This window comes from Flavihumibacter sp. (genome assembly GCF_036676075.1).
Classification (GTDB): domain Bacteria; phylum Bacteroidota; class Bacteroidia; order Chitinophagales; family Chitinophagaceae; genus Flavihumibacter.
This window is the reverse complement of sequence record NZ_JAKFDQ010000022.1, coordinates 25,044-42,204: the sequence shown is the minus strand read 5'-3', so window position 1 is coordinate 42,204 and position 17,161 is coordinate 25,044. Positions and strand designations below refer to the sequence as shown.

General features: G+C 43.1%; 17 protein-coding genes. 5 read left to right on the top strand and 12 right to left on the bottom strand.

The window, feature by feature from the left end; translation table 11 throughout:
* Positions 1-22 precede the first annotated feature (22 nt).
* From hisH to V6M43_RS16575, 8 genes are all read right to left on the bottom strand, one after another.
* On the bottom strand, positions 23-616 hold the full coding sequence (gene hisH, locus V6M43_RS16610; RefSeq protein WP_332737211.1) for an imidazole glycerol phosphate synthase subunit HisH: 594 nt from the start codon (positions 614-616) through the stop codon (positions 23-25).
* Positions 617-636: 20 nt separating this feature from the next.
* Entirely contained in the window at positions 637-1,407 is a 771-nt protein-coding gene (trpA, locus tag V6M43_RS16605) for a tryptophan synthase subunit alpha (protein WP_332737208.1), read from the bottom strand.
* A gap of 10 nt (positions 1,408-1,417) precedes the next feature.
* Positions 1,418-2,635 carry a tryptophan synthase subunit beta gene (gene trpB, locus V6M43_RS16600; RefSeq protein ID WP_332737206.1) on the bottom strand — a complete coding sequence of 406 codons (1,218 nt, stop codon included), beginning with the start codon at positions 2,633-2,635 and terminating at the stop codon, positions 1,418-1,420.
* A 26-nt stretch (positions 2,636-2,661) separates the two neighbouring features.
* A complete protein-coding gene (locus V6M43_RS16595) occupies positions 2,662-3,294 on the bottom strand; it encodes a phosphoribosylanthranilate isomerase (RefSeq protein ID WP_332737204.1) in 633 nt (210 codons plus the stop codon).
* 92 nt (positions 3,295-3,386) lie between these two features.
* Complete coding sequence (gene trpC, locus V6M43_RS16590; protein WP_332737202.1) at positions 3,387-4,175, bottom strand: indole-3-glycerol phosphate synthase TrpC; 789 nt, start codon at positions 4,173-4,175, stop codon at positions 3,387-3,389.
* Between the two features lie 29 nt (positions 4,176-4,204).
* The gene (trpD, locus tag V6M43_RS16585; protein WP_332737201.1) at positions 4,205-5,197 is read right to left on the bottom strand and encodes an anthranilate phosphoribosyltransferase; all 993 of its coding nucleotides are present in this window, start codon (positions 5,195-5,197) and stop codon (positions 4,205-4,207) included.
* A gap of 32 nt (positions 5,198-5,229) precedes the next feature.
* Complete coding sequence (locus tag V6M43_RS16580; protein WP_332737199.1) at positions 5,230-5,811, bottom strand: anthranilate synthase component II; 582 nt, start codon at positions 5,809-5,811, stop codon at positions 5,230-5,232.
* Between the two features lie 38 nt (positions 5,812-5,849).
* Positions 5,850-7,286 carry an anthranilate synthase component I family protein gene (locus tag V6M43_RS16575; RefSeq protein ID WP_332737197.1) on the bottom strand — a complete coding sequence of 479 codons (1,437 nt, stop codon included), beginning with the start codon at positions 7,284-7,286 and terminating at the stop codon, positions 5,850-5,852.
* Between the two features lie 238 nt (positions 7,287-7,524).
* Here V6M43_RS16575 and V6M43_RS16570 point away from each other — a divergent pair, with 238 nt between their 5' ends.
* On the top strand, positions 7,525-7,818 hold the full coding sequence (locus V6M43_RS16570; protein ID WP_039128534.1) for a GNAT family N-acetyltransferase: 294 nt from the start codon (positions 7,525-7,527) through the stop codon (positions 7,816-7,818).
* Positions 7,819-7,859: 41 nt separating this feature from the next.
* Positions 7,860-8,489 (top strand): NAD(P)-dependent oxidoreductase, encoded by a 630-nt coding sequence (locus tag V6M43_RS16565; protein ID WP_332737195.1) that lies wholly within the window; start codon positions 7,860-7,862, stop codon positions 8,487-8,489.
* 2 nt (positions 8,490-8,491) lie between these two features.
* Here V6M43_RS16565 and hisB read toward each other — a convergent pair whose 3' ends face one another.
* From hisB to hisG, 4 genes are read right to left on the bottom strand one after another with little or no spacing between them, the layout of a single operon-like run.
* Positions 8,492-9,637: a bifunctional histidinol-phosphatase/imidazoleglycerol-phosphate dehydratase HisB gene (gene hisB / locus V6M43_RS16560; RefSeq protein ID WP_332737193.1), complete on the bottom strand. Its 1,146-nt coding sequence runs from the start codon at positions 9,635-9,637 to the stop codon at positions 8,492-8,494.
* Between the two features lie 14 nt (positions 9,638-9,651).
* A complete protein-coding gene (hisC, locus tag V6M43_RS16555) occupies positions 9,652-10,686 on the bottom strand; it encodes a histidinol-phosphate transaminase (protein ID WP_332737191.1) in 1,035 nt (344 codons plus the stop codon).
* A gap of 21 nt (positions 10,687-10,707) precedes the next feature.
* Positions 10,708-12,018 (bottom strand): histidinol dehydrogenase, encoded by a 1,311-nt coding sequence (hisD, locus tag V6M43_RS16550; protein WP_332737189.1) that lies wholly within the window; start codon positions 12,016-12,018, stop codon positions 10,708-10,710.
* Between the two features lie 32 nt (positions 12,019-12,050).
* Positions 12,051-12,911, bottom strand: a complete 861-nt coding sequence (hisG, locus tag V6M43_RS16545; protein WP_332737186.1) for an ATP phosphoribosyltransferase — start codon at positions 12,909-12,911, stop codon at positions 12,051-12,053.
* Positions 12,912-13,155: 244 nt separating this feature from the next.
* On the opposite strand from hisG, the gene V6M43_RS16540 reads away from it, so the two are divergent.
* From V6M43_RS16540 to V6M43_RS16530, 3 genes are all read left to right on the top strand, one after another.
* On the top strand, positions 13,156-15,594 hold the full coding sequence (locus tag V6M43_RS16540) for an alpha/beta hydrolase family protein (RefSeq protein WP_332737184.1): 2,439 nt from the start codon (positions 13,156-13,158) through the stop codon (positions 15,592-15,594).
* A gap of 21 nt (positions 15,595-15,615) precedes the next feature.
* Positions 15,616-16,584, top strand: coding sequence for an L-threonylcarbamoyladenylate synthase (locus V6M43_RS16535; RefSeq protein ID WP_332737182.1), 969 nt, complete (start codon positions 15,616-15,618; stop codon positions 16,582-16,584).
* A 72-nt stretch (positions 16,585-16,656) separates the two neighbouring features.
* On the top strand, positions 16,657-17,148 hold the full coding sequence (locus V6M43_RS16530) for a hypothetical protein (protein ID WP_332737180.1): 492 nt from the start codon (positions 16,657-16,659) through the stop codon (positions 17,146-17,148).
* Positions 17,149-17,161: the final 13 nt, after the last annotated feature.

The following is a 17,161-nucleotide window of genomic DNA, read 5'->3' as shown; positions in this document are numbered from 1 at the left end:
CAGTGCTGGTTAAAAGAAACTGTTATATTTTTTCAATGAAGTTTCGCAATATCTGCTCCCCTACAGTGGCCGATTTTTCGGGATGGAATTGAACTCCGTAAAAATTATCCCTGTGAAGTGCGGCGCTGTATGGAAGTACATATTCTGTTGTTGCGATGGTATGCGAGCCGAGTGAAGCATAATAGCTGTGTACAAAATAACAATAGCTCTGATCAGGCACACTATCAAAAAGTGGGGTATGCAAGTCGAAAATATTGTTCCAGCCAATCTGGGGAACCTTTATGCGGCTTATCTCTGGTCGAAACAACTTCACTTCTTCCTCAAAAATTCCTATACATGAAGTGTCGTTCTCTTCCGAACTATTACACATCAATTGCATACCTAAACAAATTCCTAATACGGGTTGACGAAGATCCTTCAGCAGGATATCAAGTTTTCTATCCCTGAGATATCGCATAGCACTACTCGCTTCACCAACACCAGGAAAAATGACCTTATCTGCCGACCGGATTTCATCATGATCATCAGTTACTATTGCGTCAACACCTATTCTTTCCAGTGCATAAAGTACACTCTGAATATTGCCGGCATTGTATTTCAGGATTTTTAAATCCATATTATAATTTTACCCCTTATTTAATCAAGCACGGAATGAAGAAATTCACCTGTGCGTTTACCAATATCATCTGAGCCTTCGAGAGCTCTGATAAAAGCCGATCCTATGATTGCACCATTTGAATGGGCACAGGCTTTGTCAAAACTTTCTTTGTCTTTTATTCCAAATCCAACAAGAACCGGATTCCTTAATTTATAACCTTGCAGTTTCTGCAGGTATATGTCAACAGAAACCATCTCTTTGTCTGTACCTGTTGTTGACGATGAAGACACTGCATAAAGAAAACCACTACTCAGTTTATCAAGCTTAACAACGCGTTCCGGAGACGTTTCGGGAGTTACGAGGAATATAAAATCAAGGCCATTCTTTCGGATGATATCGCCATATTCTGTTTCGAACTCATACTCCGGAAGATCTGGTAATATTAGTCCATCAACACCTCCGTTTGCAGCATCAGCGCAAAATTTCTCAAACCCATATTGTAATACCGGATTCATGTAACCCATCAAAATCACGGGGATATGAATCCTGCCTTTCAGCGCCTTCAATTGTTCTAATAATACAGAGATTGTCATCCCATTGCCAATAGCCACCTGGCTGCTTTGCTGGATAACCGGTCCATCAGCAAGAGGATCACTATAAGGCATACCGATTTCAACAATATCAGCGCCGTTTTGCTCTAAGGCTTCTATCACTTCGCCGATGCTATCTAACCTGGGATATCCCGCTGTACAATAAACATTAAGTATCCGATTTTTTTTCTTCGCAAAAAGCTCCTGAATCTTGCTCATAGTTTGATTTTCATTTACCTGTTTCGCCAATCATATCCATCTGCTTCATATATGCAGAAAGGTCTTTATCACCCCGACCACTAAGGCATAGAATGATCTGGTGATTGCTTTTCAGATCTATTTTATTAAGGGCGGCAAATGCATGTGCAGTTTCGAGGGCAGGGATGATGCCTTCAAGACGTGCCACTTCAAAAGCTGAGCGCATAGCTTCTTCATCTGTAGCGTTCAGAAAGGTTGCTCTTCCACTTTCAAAAAGGTGAGCATGCAATGGACCAATGCCGGGGTAGTCAAGTCCGGCCGAAATACTATGGGGTTCAATAACCTGTCCATCTTCAGTTTGCATGAGCAGGCTTTTACTTCCATGAAGTATGCCCGGTTTACCAAGGGCAGTTGTAGCCGCACTCATACCACTATTTATTCCATGGCCTGCCGCCTCAACAGCTACCAGCTGTACAGACAATTCATCGAGATAATGGTAAAATGCTCCGGCAGCATTACTTCCCCCACCTACACAAGCGATAACATGCGTTGGCAATTCGCTTCCGGTTTTCTCCTTAAGCTGCCACCGTGTTTCTTCACTGATAACACTTTGAAAGCGAGCAACCATATCCGGATATGGATGAGGCCCCACCACGCTTCCTATGATATAATGTGTATCGGAGGGATTGTTTATCCAATCGCGGATGGCTTCGTTGGTGGCATCCTTTAATGTTCGGCTACCACTAATGGCCGGAATAACCGTTGCACCGAGCATGCGCATACGAGCCACATTGGGTGCCTGCCGTTCAATATCTTTCTCCCCCATATAAACAATGCATTCAACACCCTTCAGCGCACATACAGTTGCTGTGGCAACCCCGTGTTGTCCTGCACCTGTTTCGGCAATTATTCGCTTTTTTCCCAAACGCAGTGCCAGGAGTATCTGCCCGATGGTATTGTTAATCTTGTGTGCACCGGTATGGCAAAGGTCTTCACGCTTAAGATAAATATTGGTATTTAATAATGCGCTTAGCCTCTTTGCATAATACAGAGGTGTTGGCCTTCCTACATAATCATGCAGTAAGTCACGGAATTCGGCCTGGAAAGTTGACTCCTGCATAATCTCAAGGTAACATTGCTGAAGTTCCTCAACATTTGGGTGCAGCATTTCAGGGATATAAGCACCTCCAAATTTCCCATAATATCCATGCCCGGAAGGACGCTGATAAGAAGTTAACTGATCAATCATTTCAAATTACTTTATAGATTCTTTTACTATGCATTCAATGTTTTAATAAAGTGCTCCACTTTTACCATATCCTTCACTCCGGCACTGGTTTCAAACTTACTGTTGATGTCGAGTGCAAACAGGCTTTTTGCTGAAGGCTGCTTTTCGAATTCACGAATTGCAGCTTCATCGCCCGGTTCAATTCCACCACTTAGAAAATAAGGCTTACCCACATCAACATCTTTCAGGATCGACCAGTCGAATTTCTTTCCCGTACCACCATAACCAGCACCGATCGTATCAAAAAGGAACATATCGCAAACTTCCTGGTAAGGCCTTATCATCCATTCAATACTATCATTATCACTGAGGCGAAAAGCTTTGACCACTGAAACATAGTCGGCGATCTTCTCACAATACTTGGGAGTTTCATCACCATGAAGCTGGACCATATGCAACCGGCATTCATCCACCATCTGGAGAACTTCATCCATACCTGCGTTTACAAATACACCCACTTTATTGATCCTGTTTTCTTTCCTAAGGTCAGTTGTTGTCATATATCGAAGTACATAACGTGGACTCTTGGGATAAAAAATGAATCCCGCAAAAGCGGCACCTATTTGCTCCAGTTGATTAACCTGTTGTAGCTGGGTCATGCCACAGACTTTTACTCTCATACAGTTTTTCCATTTTAAGTGTTAGTTTCTGGCAGCAAGCATTTCATAGGATTGCCGGTCATTGTCAGCTGACCGGGTTCTTAAGACAGTTTCTACTTCATATTGTTCAGGTCGGCAACAAAATCAGCAAATGCCTTTCCGGGGTCAGGTGCTTTCATAAAATGCTCACCAATAAGGAAACCGCGGAAACCATGTTCACGGAATATTTTGATATTCTCAACATTATCAATCCCGCTTTCGGCAACTTTAATGGTTCCTTCCGGCAGCCGGGAGGCCATCGCCAAACTCCTCTCAATATCGACAGTAAAGGTCTTTAAATTCCTGTTATTGATGCCCACTACAGGGGTAAATTCGCAAACATGCCCCAGCTCTTCCTCATCATGCAACTCAAGCAGAACCTCCAGACCCAGTTCCTGTGCCGCTTTGGCAAGTTTACGGACCTCATCAGGGCTTAGACAGGCAGCTATAAGTAAAATAACATCGGCACCCATTGCCCTGGCCTCTTCCAATTGATATTCATCGATAATGAAATCTTTTCGGAGAATAGGCAAACTGTTCACACGAGCCGCAATCAAATCCTCAGTACTGCCCCCGAAAAATGAGTGATCGGTTAGTACTGATAATGCAGAGGCTCCATTAGCAGCATATGCCCGTGTCACATCCACCACGTTGGCCTTGTCATTGATGATACCCTTAGATGGTGACTTACGTTTAAATTCTGCAATTATCCCGGTATATGCATCGCTTTGCAGAAATTCCACCAGTGAAAATCGTTGTCTATCATAAAGTGCAGAATGCCTCAGGTTTTCTAATGGAACCTGTTTTTTGCGCTGCTCAACTTCGATCCTTTTTTCGGCTATAATTGCTTCCAATATATTCATCTCAGGAATAATGATTTATTAGTAATAGGCTATTGTAATGCGATAAGTTTTGTTAATGCAGCCATGGCCTTACCGCTCTCAAGGCTTTCTACAGCAGCACTGTATGCGTCATTATAATCCTTATAATTCCGGGTACTGAACAGGGCCATGGCGGCATTAGCGAGTACCACTGCATTCTGCGCCCATGTACCTTTACCTTCAAGGATACGGGAAAATATTCTCGCTGCTTCTTCTACTGTGTTGCCACCGTAAATATCGGAGGCTTGTACCATCCGCTTTCCCAACTGTTGAGGGGTAAACAATTGTTCACCCTCATTAGTGATCACTTTAGTATCAGAAGTAAGGGAGATCTCATCATAACCATCAAGGCTATGAATGATTGTAAACTGACCTTCGGTTTGTTGAAGGAGGTAATTGTAAATACGAGCCATCTCCAGGTTGTACACACCAACCAATTGGTAAGCTGGATTGGCTGGATTTACCATGGGTCCCAGCATATTGAAAAATGTTCTCATGCCCAGGTTTTTCCGGATGGGACCAACTGCTTTAAGGGCAGGATGGAATAATGGCGCATGGAGAAAGCAAATGTTGGAAGAATCAAGTTCGCGGCGAAGTGCATCACCCTCATTTTTGAATTTATAGCCGAGGTTTTCCATTACATTGGAAGCACCACTTATGGATGAAGCGCCATAATTTCCGTGTTTGGCAACTTTTTGTCCAGCCCCTGCAACAATAAAGCAAGCCAGGGTGGATATATTAAAAGTATTCTTTCCATCACCACCGGTTCCAACTATATCAAGTACTTTTTCACCATTCAGATCAAGGGGCACGCAGAGTTCCAGAAGTGCGTCGCGAAAACCTTGTAATTCTTCAATGGTAACACTACGCATAAGGAACACTGTCATGAAAGCCGTCATTTCATGTTCATTGTACAGTCCCTTTCCAATGTTCACCAATGCATCCTTTGCCTGTTGCCTCGATAGTGACTTGTGTTCAAATAAATATTGTAAAATCTTCTTCATGCTAAGTTTCGTTTTACTTTAATACTCCTGAATCATTTCCCCAGCCAGTTTCTCATCATTTGTTCTCCATCGGGCGTCAGTACGCTTTCAGGATGGAACTGAACTCCCTGAACATCAAATTTTTTATGTTTTAGGGCCATGATCTGTCCTTCTTTATCACGCGCGGTAATATCAAGGGTATCCGGAAATCCTGTTTCGCCTACTACCCAAGAGTGATAACGACCCACTTCCAATTGAAGCGGCAGGCCTTTGAACACATCGTTTGATGAAGAACTATGCTCAGGGTCCACCCATATAGGAGTAGCTACTCCGTGATACACATTCTTTAGGTTTATCAGATCAGCTCCAAAGGCCTGGCCTATAGCCTGGTGTCCCAGGCAGACGCCGAGAATAGGTTTTGTAGGTGCATAGGTTTTGATGAGTGGTAATAGTAATCCGGCTTCTTCCGGAATACCCGGGCCAGGAGATAATATAATTTTATCGAACCGTGCCACATCCTCCAGCTTTATCTGATCATTCCGGTGCACTTCAACTTTCTCGCCAATTATCTTCTCAACCAGGTGCACCAGGTTATAGGTAAAGGAATCGTAATTATCAAAAACAAGAATCTTCATGATGATCTTATAAGTTGTAATAAGTTTTCAGAATAAGTTCAGCAGATTTGCCCGGCCAATTCCAAAGCCTTTTTCAAAGCGCCCAGTTTATTATTCACCTCCTGCAGTTCATTTTCCGGTATACTTGCTGCCACAACGCCGGCACCAGCCTGGTAGGTAAGTGTATTTCTCCTGCTTAAAAAAGTCCTGATCATTATCGCATGATTGCAGCTACCATCAAAGCCCATAAAGCCAATGGCTCCACCATAATATCCCCTGGCGGTTGGTTCAAAGCCATCGATGAGTTGCATCGCCCGAATTTTTGGGGCGCCACTTAGTGTGCCTGCAGGAAAGGTTTTCGCTATCAGAAGAAAGGGGTTTGCCGCAGGGGGTACTTTTCCAGCCACCTCGCTTACAAGATGTATAACATGCGAAAAATACTGAACCTGGCGGTAATGAGTAACTTCAACTTCGGTGCAAACTCTACTGAGGTCATTTCTGGCAAGGTCAACCAACATTACATGTTCAGCATTTTCTTTAGCATCCAGGAGCAACTTCTCCGTTTCCCGCTGATCAATTTCATCATCTCCACTTCGTTTATATGTTCCCGCGATGGGATGAACAACAGCTTTACCGTTGCTGATCACAAGCTGTGATTCAGGAGATGAACCTATCAGTTTATAATCACCATAATCAAAAAAGAAGAGATAAGGAGAGGGATTTATAGTTCTAAGTGCCCGGTAAACATTGAATTCATCACCACGGAATTTCTGTTGGAAACGACGACTAAGCACAATCTGGAAAACATCTCCCCTATGACAGGAAGCTATTCCCTTCTTCACCATCTCCATGTATTCATCATTGCCCATATTGGTTTGCTCCTCGCCCGTAAGTGCAAAGGGATACACCGGAACGTCTTTACTTCGGATGAGAGATTCTACAGCATCAATTTCGGAATCTATTCCCGTGATCCTGTTTTCACAGAGATAAAGTTCATCACGGAAATGGTTAATAGCGATTACATACTGGTAAAGCCGGTACCGCATGAGGGGAAGGGCGTTGATTTCTGCTTTGTCAGAAAATCGAACTGAATCAAAAAACTGAACAGCATCATAGGATGTGTATCCATAAAGCCCTTGTGCGAACCTGGTAGTTTTTGGATCAGCACCCACTGCATTTACCGATTCGAAACGCTGCATAAATCCCCAGAGCTGATCTGGAACCAGGGCTGGATTTGTTATATCTAATTTCTCGGGAGGCAGTCCGGGTAGTTTATACTCAATACTATCCAGTGAACGTATCTCCATTCCGGCTATTGCATTTATGCAAATGAAGGAGTAACTATTATCCGCAGCATGCGAATCAGTGCTTTCCAATAAAACGGTATCGCGGAACCGGTCTCTTAACCTAAGGTAAATTCCAACTGGTGTATATACATCAGCCAGCATACGCTTTACTGTTGTTTCTATCCTGATCTTTTTTGTTTCTTTTGACATAGTTCTGTTTTTCGATTGCATCTATTGGACCCGGGGGACAATAAAAAAGCCCCGATGATCAATCGGGGCCTGAATATGTTTACAATAAACACAGTAATGACATTACAGCACCCCGGAAGAGTTTGTATGCCACCACCACTGATTATTTATACTGTTTTTATTCATTCGTCCACAAATATCAAGGATGAATTCCGTATCAGCAAAACTTTTTTTAAGTAGCTTACTGAAAATTTCCGCCATGCTAATACAACATACCCATACGGAAAGCAAAGGCGTATTCTTTGTTCAGCAGGAAGGCGCTGTACTTGCAGAACTGGTATATACACAGCCCTCTTTTGATAAAATCATCCTGGAACATACAGAAGTTTCTGAAGAATTGAAAGGCCAGGATGTTGGTTATTTACTGGTTGAAACAGCTGTGGACTATGCGCGTAAGCATCATCTTAAGATCATTGCCCTTTGTCCATTTGCCAGTGCTGTATTCAAAAAAAAACCGGAATACAACGATGTGGTTTTTGAATTCCAATCCTGAATATTTCATTTAATCATTGAGCACATAACTAATATTGAATTATGGAAGTCGCAATTTTTGGAGCCACCGGCCAGGTTGGTCGCCATCTTGTTAACCAGGCATTATTGAAGGGTTATAAAGTGAGGGCCTTTGGACGAAACGTTCATGAACTTAATGACAACAATGATGATCTTACCCTTATCAAAGGAGGTGTTTTTGATGATAAAGATGTGTTCGATGCGATAAAGGGATGCGATGCTGTACTCAGTGTATTGGGAGGAAGCTTTGATGGAACAGATAAGACAAGGTCACTTGGCATAAAAAATATTATCGCACAAATGAAGCGGGCTTCAGTGAAAAGAATAATTGCCCTTGGCGGCATGGGTGTACTAGACCATCCCGAAGGGGGATTGATTATTGAACAGCCTGAATATCCGGAGGAATATCTACCAGTAGGACTAGAGCATCAGAAAGCATGGGAACAATTAGAGGCATCTGGTCTTAACTGGACATTCGTTTGTTCTCCCGATATAATAGATGCAGATCCGGTTGGAAATTTTATTACGAGCGCAGACCATTTTCCAGATGGCGCACGTACAAAGATCAACTCCGGCGATATTGCTCTGTTTATGCTCAATGAATTGGAAGTTGAGGCCTATCCTCAGCAACGAGTTGGAATTGGTATGGTCTGATTTTATAACACTCCTTTTGTTGAAGGAAGGTAGTTACTTATAGGATCACGCTTTACGGCCATCCGGATAGCTTTCGCAAATGCTTTGAAAATAGCTTCAATTTTGTGATGCTCATTTTCACCATGGCACTCAATATTGAGGTTACACCTGGCTGCATCACTGAATGATTTGAAGAAATGGAAGAACATCTCTGTGGGCATCTCTCCTATTCTTTCGCGTTGAAAGGTAGCATTCCAGACCAGCCAGTTACGGCCACCGAAATCAATAAGTACTTTAGCATCGGCTTCATCCATGGGCAGTGCAAATCCATATCGCTCCATACCACGTTTGTCTGCCAATGCTTTGGCAAACGCTTCTCCCAAAGCCAATCCGGTATCTTCTATAGTATGGTGTTCGTCAATATGGAGGTCGCCCTTCGTTTCAATTTTAAGATCAATTTTTCCATGCCTTGCAATCTGGTCAAGCATATGATCAAAGAAGCCAAGTCCCGTAGAAATAGCTGATTTACCGCTTCCGTCCATATTAACTTCCACATGGATTCTGGTTTCATTGGTATTTCGCTCATGCACTACCTGGCGTAATCCAAGCTTAAGAAAAGAGTATATCTCCGACCAGTCAGTACTTTCCAGGGCAACAGTATCTTTTCTTAGTAATTCTGCCTGGTCATTGATTTCTGCACCACCAAGGCTGGAATCAAGATTCAGCCAAATGGCTTTGCAACCCAGATTTTTTGCCAACTGAACATCAGTGATACGGTCGCCAATAACGAAGGAATTCTCAATATCATATTCATCGTTATTGAGGTAATGTTTAAGCATCCCAATCCCCGGTTTCCTGGTATTTAATCCCTCATGAGGAAAACTCCTGTCAATAAGTACTTCACTGAAATAGATACCCTCCCCTTCCAGACTTTTCATCACGAGATCATGGAGTGGCCAGAAAGTATCTTCCGGGAAGATGTCTGTACCAAGCCCATCCTGATTAGTCACCATCACGAGTTTATAATCCAACTCACGCGCAATACGTCCCATGAACTCGAACATCTTGGGATAAAATGTTAGTTTATCAAAAGAGTCGAGCTGGTAAGTTGGTGGCGCTTCGTTGATAAGTGTTCCATCGCGGTCAATGAATAAAATTCGTTTAGCCATAATATTCTATGAATTTACAAAGCATCAAGTAATTCAGTATTCTCTTTCTCTGTTCCCACTGTTATACGGAGGCAATCATCACAAAGTATCACATTGCTACGATCGCGTACTACAATCCCCTTATTTAGTAGCTTCTGGTATAAACCTTTGGCATCCTTAACCTTCACCAGCAGGAAATTTGCATCTGATGGATACACATGTTCAACAACCGGAAGGTTGGGTAATTCCTGCTCAAGCCTTGTACGCTCCTGCACCAAAACCCTTATCATTTCATTAACTTGGTTAACTTCATCAAGCGCTTTTAAAGCCAGTTCCTGGGAAGCCTGGTTAATATTGTAAGGTGGCTTGATCTTATTCATAACATTAATGATACTTTCTGATGCAAAAGCCATTCCGACACGTAACGCAGCTAATCCCCATGCTTTAGAGAGCGTCTGCAAAACAACAAGGTTTGGATAATCTTCGAGCTCCTGAACATAGGACCGCTGTCTTGAGAAGTTAATATAGGCCTCATCCATAACTACGATCCCAAAATAATTGTTGAGTAACATTTCAACATCCTCCCGTATTAATGAATTACCCGTAGGGTTATTGGGAGAACAGAGAAATATCATTTTGGTATTGTCGTCAACAGCTTCTTCAAGTGCAGGCAGATCAAGTTGAAAACCTGCAGTAAGAGGCACTTTCTTTACCTTAACATTATTGATATTGGCACTTACCTCATACATGCCGTAAGTAGGTGGTACTATAATAATGTTGTCGACTGCTGGTTCACAAAATGCCCTAAGTAAAATATCAATACACTCATCACTTCCATTTCCCAGGAATATATTCTGCGGGGCAACACCTTTGATAACTGATAACTTTTCTTTTACTGCCCATTGCATAGGATCGGGATACCTGTTATACCATTTGGTAAGTGGTGAGCCAAGTGAATTTTCATTGGCATCCAGAAAAATCCTTGCTTCTCCTTTGAACTCATCCCTTGCGGAAGAGTATGGTACAAGATCCCTTATGTTTGGCCTGATGAGATCAGAGAGGTTAAACATATAAACGATATTCAGGTTAAATTAAATAAATGTCCTCCAGACATAATCTTTCAAGAGTTCCCCGCAACGTAGTTCAACTGCCCTGGCATGCCCATGAAGGCCTTCGGCCCGCGCCATTGTGATAACCGTATCGGCTATGCGCTGAAGGCCGTCTTCCGTTAGTTGTTGAAAGGTGATCTTTTTCACAAAACTGTCAACACTAACACCACTATAAGCCAGTGCGTAGCCATTTGTTGGGAGGGTGTGATTTGTACCACTTGCATAATCACCCACACTTTCGGGAGAATAATGGCCAATAAATACCGACCCGGCGTTAATGACCTTCTCTGCAAGTTCTTTGGCCCCCTCACAGCAGAGGATCAGGTGTTCAGGCGCATAGGCGTTGAGAAGTTCCATCGCTGTATTTTGAGTGTCAGTAACTACCATTGTACTATTCTCCAAGGCAATTGCAGCCATTTGCCTGCGTGGAAGTTTTTCTAATTGCCGCGATAGCGCTTCCTTTACAAGAGGGATGAGGTCATTATTTGTTGTTACGAAAAACACCTGGCTATCCACTCCATGTTCGGCCTGGCTAAGCAGGTCGGCAGCAACGAATTCAGCATTTGCAGAAGCATCTGCAAAAACTGCTACTTCACTTGGACCGGCGGGCATATCAATAGCAATACCACGTTGTTGAACCAACTGTTTTGCCGCAGTAACATACTGGTTACCCGGACCAAATATTTTATACACCCGTGGCACTGATTCTGTTCCAAAGGCCATTGCGGCAATGGCCTGAACCCCACCAAGTTTAAATATCCGGGTCACTCCAACCACAGAAGCAGCAAATAATATTGCAGGATGCAGATTACCATTTTTATCGGGGGGAGAACAAAGAACTATTTCGCTGCAACCGGCAATAGTGGCAGGGATGCCAAGCATCAGCAAGGTTGAAAAAAGTGGCGCTGTTCCCCCGGGAATATATAATCCGACTTTTTCTATGCCAACAGATTTACGCCAGCAACGGACCCCGGGCATTGTTTCGATAATTTCAGGGCCAGTGAGCTGGCTCTTGTGAAAAGAAGTAATATTATCTGCAGCCTGTTGAATAGCTTGTTTAAGTTCTGAACCAATCATCGATTCTGCTGCAGCGATCTCTTCTGCACTCACTGCAAGATTTTCAAGTTCAACACCATCAAATTGACTGGTAAACTGATATAAGGCAGCATCACCTTCTTTTTCAACCCGGTTAAGCACCTGCATAACTGTGCCTTCCAGAGATACAGCATCCATAACCGGTCTCTTAAGGAGTTCAGGCCATTGACTTCTTGGAGGATCGATGTATATCTTCATAAACTAATTCATTAATTGGATTCCGGCAATCGTTAAATGATCATTTTTTCTATCGGAATCACCAGTATGCCCTGTGCGCCCGCATCTTTAAGTTGTTCAATGATATCCCAGAAACGATCTTCACTGAGCACACTGTGCACACTGCTCCATCCGGGTTCGGCAAGTGGAAGTACAGTTGGACTTTTCATTCCAGGTAATAAGGCAATGATTTCCTGCAGTTTATTATTGGGGGCGTTCAGCAGAACATATTTGTTGTTCTTAGCTTTTTTAACTGCCCTGATACGAAATAAAAAACGGTCAAGCAATTGTAATTGTTCAGCTCCAAGTTTCTCATTTCGGATAAGCACCGCCTGGCTCTTTAGAACGGTCTCCACTTCTTTAAGTCCATTCATAAAAAGGGTGGATCCGCTGCTTACCAGGTCAACTATTGCATCTGCAAGCCCAATACCGGGTGCTATTTCAACAGAACCACTGATCTCGTGGATCTCAGCACTTATACCCTTTTCAGAAAGAAATTTCTCAACCAGGATCGGATAACTGGTAGCAATCCTTTTCCCCTGAAGAAAACCAACACCGGTATAATCATCCTTGCGTCCAACGGCTATGCTGAGCCGACACTTCCCAAAGCCTAATTCTTCCACTATAAAGGCTTTTTTATTTTTCTCATACATCACATTCTCACCCACTATACCAATATCCGCCACCCCGTCTTCAACGTATTGTGGAATATCATCATCGCGCAGAAAATAAATCTCGAGCGGAAAATTCTCCGCCTCGGTTTTTAACTTATTGATTCCATTTTTCACTTCAATGCCGCAATCCTTTAGCAGCTTCACCGAATCTTCGTATAACCGACCGCTTTTCTGAATGGCGATCTTGAGTTTTTGTTGCATATACTGGTAATAATAAAAAAGGGCCTACCTGTGGTAAGCCCTCAAATGTTTATATAGACGCAAACATCATCCGCTTACTGCGATGGCAGGAAATGATGATGATGGTGTTTTTGCGTGTTTTGAATCATTGCGGTGCAAAAATATAGGCATTGAGGGCAAATCTCCAAATTTTAATTTATAGCGGCTTCACGTAGTAGGGTCGAATGGCTCTTCTTCCTTAAATTGGGCACACTAAAGAGATGATATGAAAAGATCCTATTCATTATTTTTTTCCGCACTCCTTTTTTGCAATATGGTGATGGCTCAGGATGACACCCGTTACCAGACCCCGCCAAAAGACATTACTGACCTGGTTTTATCGAAGCCCACTCCCACGGTGTCGGTGGATGGGAAAGGACAATGGATGATATTTATTGAGCGGGCATCTTTCCCTACTATTGAAGAGCTGGCCCAGCCAGAATACCGGATAGCGGGCATAAGATGGAATCCGGCAAATTTCGGAGGTAGCCGAACAACATACTTCAACAGTCTTCAATTTAAGAATCTCAAAACAGGTAAAACGACAACATTAACCGGCATCCCCGAAGATCTAAGGGGAACCAGTTTACAGTGGAGCCCCGACCAGTCTTCCGTTGCATTTCTACATCATGGAAATGAGCGTATCGATCTTTATACGGCAAAACCAACAGATGGAATTGCAATAAAGATCAACAGTAAGCCAGTGAACGCAGTATTAGGATCTTCTTTCAGCTGGGTAAATAATGATATGCTCATTTATAAGTCAGCAGTGAATTCAGGTAAGCCCGAACCGGTAAAAAAGGCTGCACCTACGGGCCCGGTAATTCAGGAATCACTCGGTAAAGCAGCAGCCTCCCGCACTTACCAGGATCTTATCAAAAGTCCGCATGATGAATCACTCTTTGAATACTATGCAACAGCACAACTGATGCAAATTCAATTAAGCGGTAGCGATGTTGTGGAAAAACCTATTGGAGAACCTGCTCTCTACCGCAGTTTCAGTGTATCACCCGATAAACAATATATACTAAAAGGGGTGATCGGGAAGCCCTTTTCCTACCTTGTACCCTGGAGTGGATTTCCTGCCAGTTATACAATCACGGACATGGCCGGAAAAACAGTTCGTACTATTACAAATAACCCATCATCCGAAGGTGCACCTATTGGCTTTGACGATGTAGTTAGCTTTCCCAGGAATATTGACTGGAGAGATGACGAACCTTCTACAATTTATTATGTACAGGCACTTGACAAGGGATTAGGCAGAACTCCATCAGCTAACAGGGATGCCGTTTATACTTTAACAGCGTCAGGTAATGAACAACCGAAGGAATTGGTTCGTACAAAAAGAAGGTTCAGGGGGATTGACTGGGGAAATGCACAAACAGCCCTTCTTTATGAGGCGATGTTTGCAGACCGAAAGTCAAGGATCAATCTCTTAAATCCGGCAACCGGGACAGTAGACAGCCTGCATGAAAGGAGTTCAAATGATGCATATAATGATCTTGGAAATGTTGTGACCACCAGGAATGAATTTGGCAGGGAGGTAATTAAAATAATGAAGAGTGGGGATATTCTGCTTACATCTTCAGGATCATCTCCAAACGGCGACCTGCCCCTGCTCCGTTCTTTAAACCTGAAAACGCGGAACACCCGTGAATTATGGCGGAGCCAGGATGGTGTATACGAGTTTGTAGTTGATATTCTTGATGCTGAAAAAGGCGATTTTATAACCCGTAGGGAGACTCCTACCGACGCGCCCAACTACTATATGCGAAATTTCCGCAAACCCTCAAAAAACGGCGGCCTGGCACTTACAAACTTCACAAATCCCTACCCTCAGCTGGAAGGCGTTTCAAAGGAAAAGATCTCCTACAGAAGGTCTGATGGAGTAGATCTTACTGCAACGCTCTATTTACCAAAATCCTATGATGCAAAAAAAGATGGTCCGCTGCCGGTGCTAATATGGGCCTATCCGCGCGAATATAAATCTGCTGCGGATGCTGCGCAGGTAAGAGGATCGAAATATACATTCACAAGTGTTTCTTATGGCGGGCCGGTATTCTGGGCAACCCAGGGATATGCAGTACTCGATAATGCTGAAATGCCCATTGTTGGAGAAGGCAGTAAAGAACCAAACGATAATTTTATACCTCAATTATACCTTAATGCACATGCTGCAATACAGGCCGTAGCCAGCAGAGGTGTTGGGGACAGTAATCGCGTTGGTGTGGGGGGGCATAGTTATGGTGCCTTTATGACAGCAAATCTCCTTGCTCATACCAACCTTTTCAAAGCAGGTATAGCCCGGAGCGGCGCTTATAACAGAACACTTACCCCATTTGGCTTCCAGGCGGAGGAGCGCACCTATTGGGAGGCTCCGGAAGTTTATTTCAACATGAGTCCATTCAGCTTTGCCAATAAAATCAAAACCCCTCTTCTTCTTATACATGGCGAAATGGATAATAATTCAGGAACATTCCCTATCCAGAGTGAACGTTTATACAATGCCGTAAAAGGGCATGGCGGAACGGTTCGCTATGTTACGCTGCCATATGAAAGTCATGGATATGCAAGCAAGGAAAACATACTCCATATGCTCTGGGAACAGCATCAATGGCTCGAAAAATATGTAAAACAACCAGATTCAAAGAAAGCTTTCTGATCACATGTATCTTTGCATTCTATGGTCAATATCGGAAATGATGTTTCAGTAGCAGCTGCTCACCTCCGGGCTGGAGAACTGGTAGCTATCCCAACTGAAACTGTATATGGATTAGCTGCTAATGCACTGGATGAGGCGGCTGTTGTGAGGATATTTATGGCTAAGAACAGGCCCCAGTTTAACCCGCTGATTATTCATGTAGCGAATACATATCAACTGGAAAAGCTGGGTCTTTTTCTACCCGATAAGGCAATGGCACTCGCAGCGCATTTTTGTCCGGGTCCAATAAGTTTTGTTATCCCCAGTTCTGAAATGATCCCTGGTATTGTAACGGCAGGTACACCGGCAGTGGCTGTTCGTATTCCCAATCATCCTCTGACACTTTCATTGCTGCAGCAACTTGATTTTCCCCTTGCCGCCCCCAGCGCCAATCCTTCCGGTTATGTAAGTGCCACTACCGCAATGCATGTGGCTGAACAATTGGGTGATAAAGTAGGATATATACTTGATGGAGGTGAATGCAGGGTTGGTGTTGAATCCACCATTATTTCGTTTATGGAGTCGGAACCACGGCTTCTTCGTTTTGGTGGCGTTTCACTTGAAGCTATTGAAGCCATAATTGGTAAAATTGCGTTACCGGAAGAAGGATATGTTGATAATCCAATTTCACCGGGCATGTTGGCAAAGCATTATGCTACCAAACACAAATTGTTGTGGGGAAACCCTAAAGAAATATTGTCGGCTCACCTGGATACAGCTTTTGAAAAAATCGCAAGTATTACGTTTAAAGAGTCATTGGATTTAATTCCAGCTACAAACCAGTTTATACTTTCTCCTTCCGGCAGCCTTGAAGAAGCTGCCAGCCGGTTATTCGGAGCAATGAGAATGGCTGACAGTATGAATATTGAATTGATAATTGCGGAATCGTTTCCGGAAAAAGGACTGGGCAGGGCAATCAATGACAGGCTGAAGCGAGCATCCACCATTTAAGCATAATTTTTACAGTGATTTAACAAACTGGAAACCACGTAATACAACCCCGGACCCCTGAATATTCGTCTTATGGACTATCTTGATAACGAGGGACCAAATATGATGATTCGATTATTATTCGCCATTTTGCTTTTTTCATCCTGCAGCGTTCAGGCTCAGCGTAAATCAAAAGACAAAGAGCAGCCAGCTTCGGCTACACTTGACAGTATTGCGTTTCATTTATATACCGACAGCCTGAAAAAAGGGGTACACAATTATATAAATGTGGATGGTCATTATACAGATGGAAGGTGGCTTCCTCTTACAAGTAAGGAATTGAAATTCAGTTGTGACGGAGGAAAATTCGAAGGAAACAGTCTGTTACTAGATAAAGATTTTAAAGGAGATAAGGTAACGGTTACCGTAACGCATAATACAAATAATGCACTAACGCGATCCATGATAATCTATATCAAGCAAAAAGGGGATGATGAAAGGCTAAAGACTAAAGAAGAGATTCTTGATGAGATCAGAAATCCGGGTAAGCAACCCCGTAAAAAAAATAAAGGCTTCCTTAGTTAGAAGCCTTATAATT

Excerpts from the sequence above, each read along its gene's own strand:
- V6M43_RS16580 (WP_332737199.1), bottom strand. The coding sequence starts at position 5,811 with ATGAAGATTCTTGTTTTTGATAATTACGATTCCTTTACCTATAACCTG.
- hisC (WP_332737191.1), bottom strand. The coding sequence starts at position 10,686 with ATGTTTAACCTCTCTGATCTCATCAGGCCAAACATAAGGGATCTTGTA.
- V6M43_RS16530 (WP_332737180.1), top strand. The coding sequence starts at position 16,657 with ATGGACTATCTTGATAACGAGGGACCAAATATGATGATTCGATTATTA.
- hisD (WP_332737189.1), bottom strand. The coding sequence starts at position 12,018 with ATGAAGATATACATCGATCCTCCAAGAAGTCAATGGCCTGAACTCCTT.
- V6M43_RS16570 (WP_039128534.1), top strand. The coding sequence starts at position 7,525 with ATGCTAATACAACATACCCATACGGAAAGCAAAGGCGTATTCTTTGTT.
- V6M43_RS16575 (WP_332737197.1), bottom strand. The coding sequence starts at position 7,286 with ATGTCAAAAGAAACAAAAAAGATCAGGATAGAAACAACAGTAAAGCGT.
- trpA (WP_332737208.1), bottom strand. The coding sequence starts at position 1,407 with ATGAGCAAGATTCAGGAGCTTTTTGCGAAGAAAAAAAATCGGATACTT.
- V6M43_RS16540 (WP_332737184.1), top strand. The coding sequence starts at position 13,156 with ATGAAAAGATCCTATTCATTATTTTTTTCCGCACTCCTTTTTTGCAAT.
- trpC (WP_332737202.1), bottom strand. The coding sequence starts at position 4,175 with ATGAATATATTGGAAGCAATTATAGCCGAAAAAAGGATCGAAGTTGAG.
- hisH (WP_332737211.1), bottom strand. The coding sequence starts at position 616 with ATGGATTTAAAAATCCTGAAATACAATGCCGGCAATATTCAGAGTGTA.
- V6M43_RS16535 (WP_332737182.1), top strand. The coding sequence starts at position 15,616 with ATGGTCAATATCGGAAATGATGTTTCAGTAGCAGCTGCTCACCTCCGG.
- V6M43_RS16565 (WP_332737195.1), top strand. The coding sequence starts at position 7,860 with ATGGAAGTCGCAATTTTTGGAGCCACCGGCCAGGTTGGTCGCCATCTT.
- V6M43_RS16595 (WP_332737204.1), bottom strand. The coding sequence starts at position 3,294 with ATGAGAGTAAAAGTCTGTGGCATGACCCAGCTACAACAGGTTAATCAA.
- trpD (WP_332737201.1), bottom strand. The coding sequence starts at position 5,197 with ATGAAGAAGATTTTACAATATTTATTTGAACACAAGTCACTATCGAGG.
- hisB (WP_332737193.1), bottom strand. The coding sequence starts at position 9,637 with ATGGCTAAACGAATTTTATTCATTGACCGCGATGGAACACTTATCAAC.
- trpB (WP_332737206.1), bottom strand. The coding sequence starts at position 2,635 with ATGATTGATCAGTTAACTTCTTATCAGCGTCCTTCCGGGCATGGATAT.
- hisG (WP_332737186.1), bottom strand. The coding sequence starts at position 12,911 with ATGCAACAAAAACTCAAGATCGCCATTCAGAAAAGCGGTCGGTTATAC.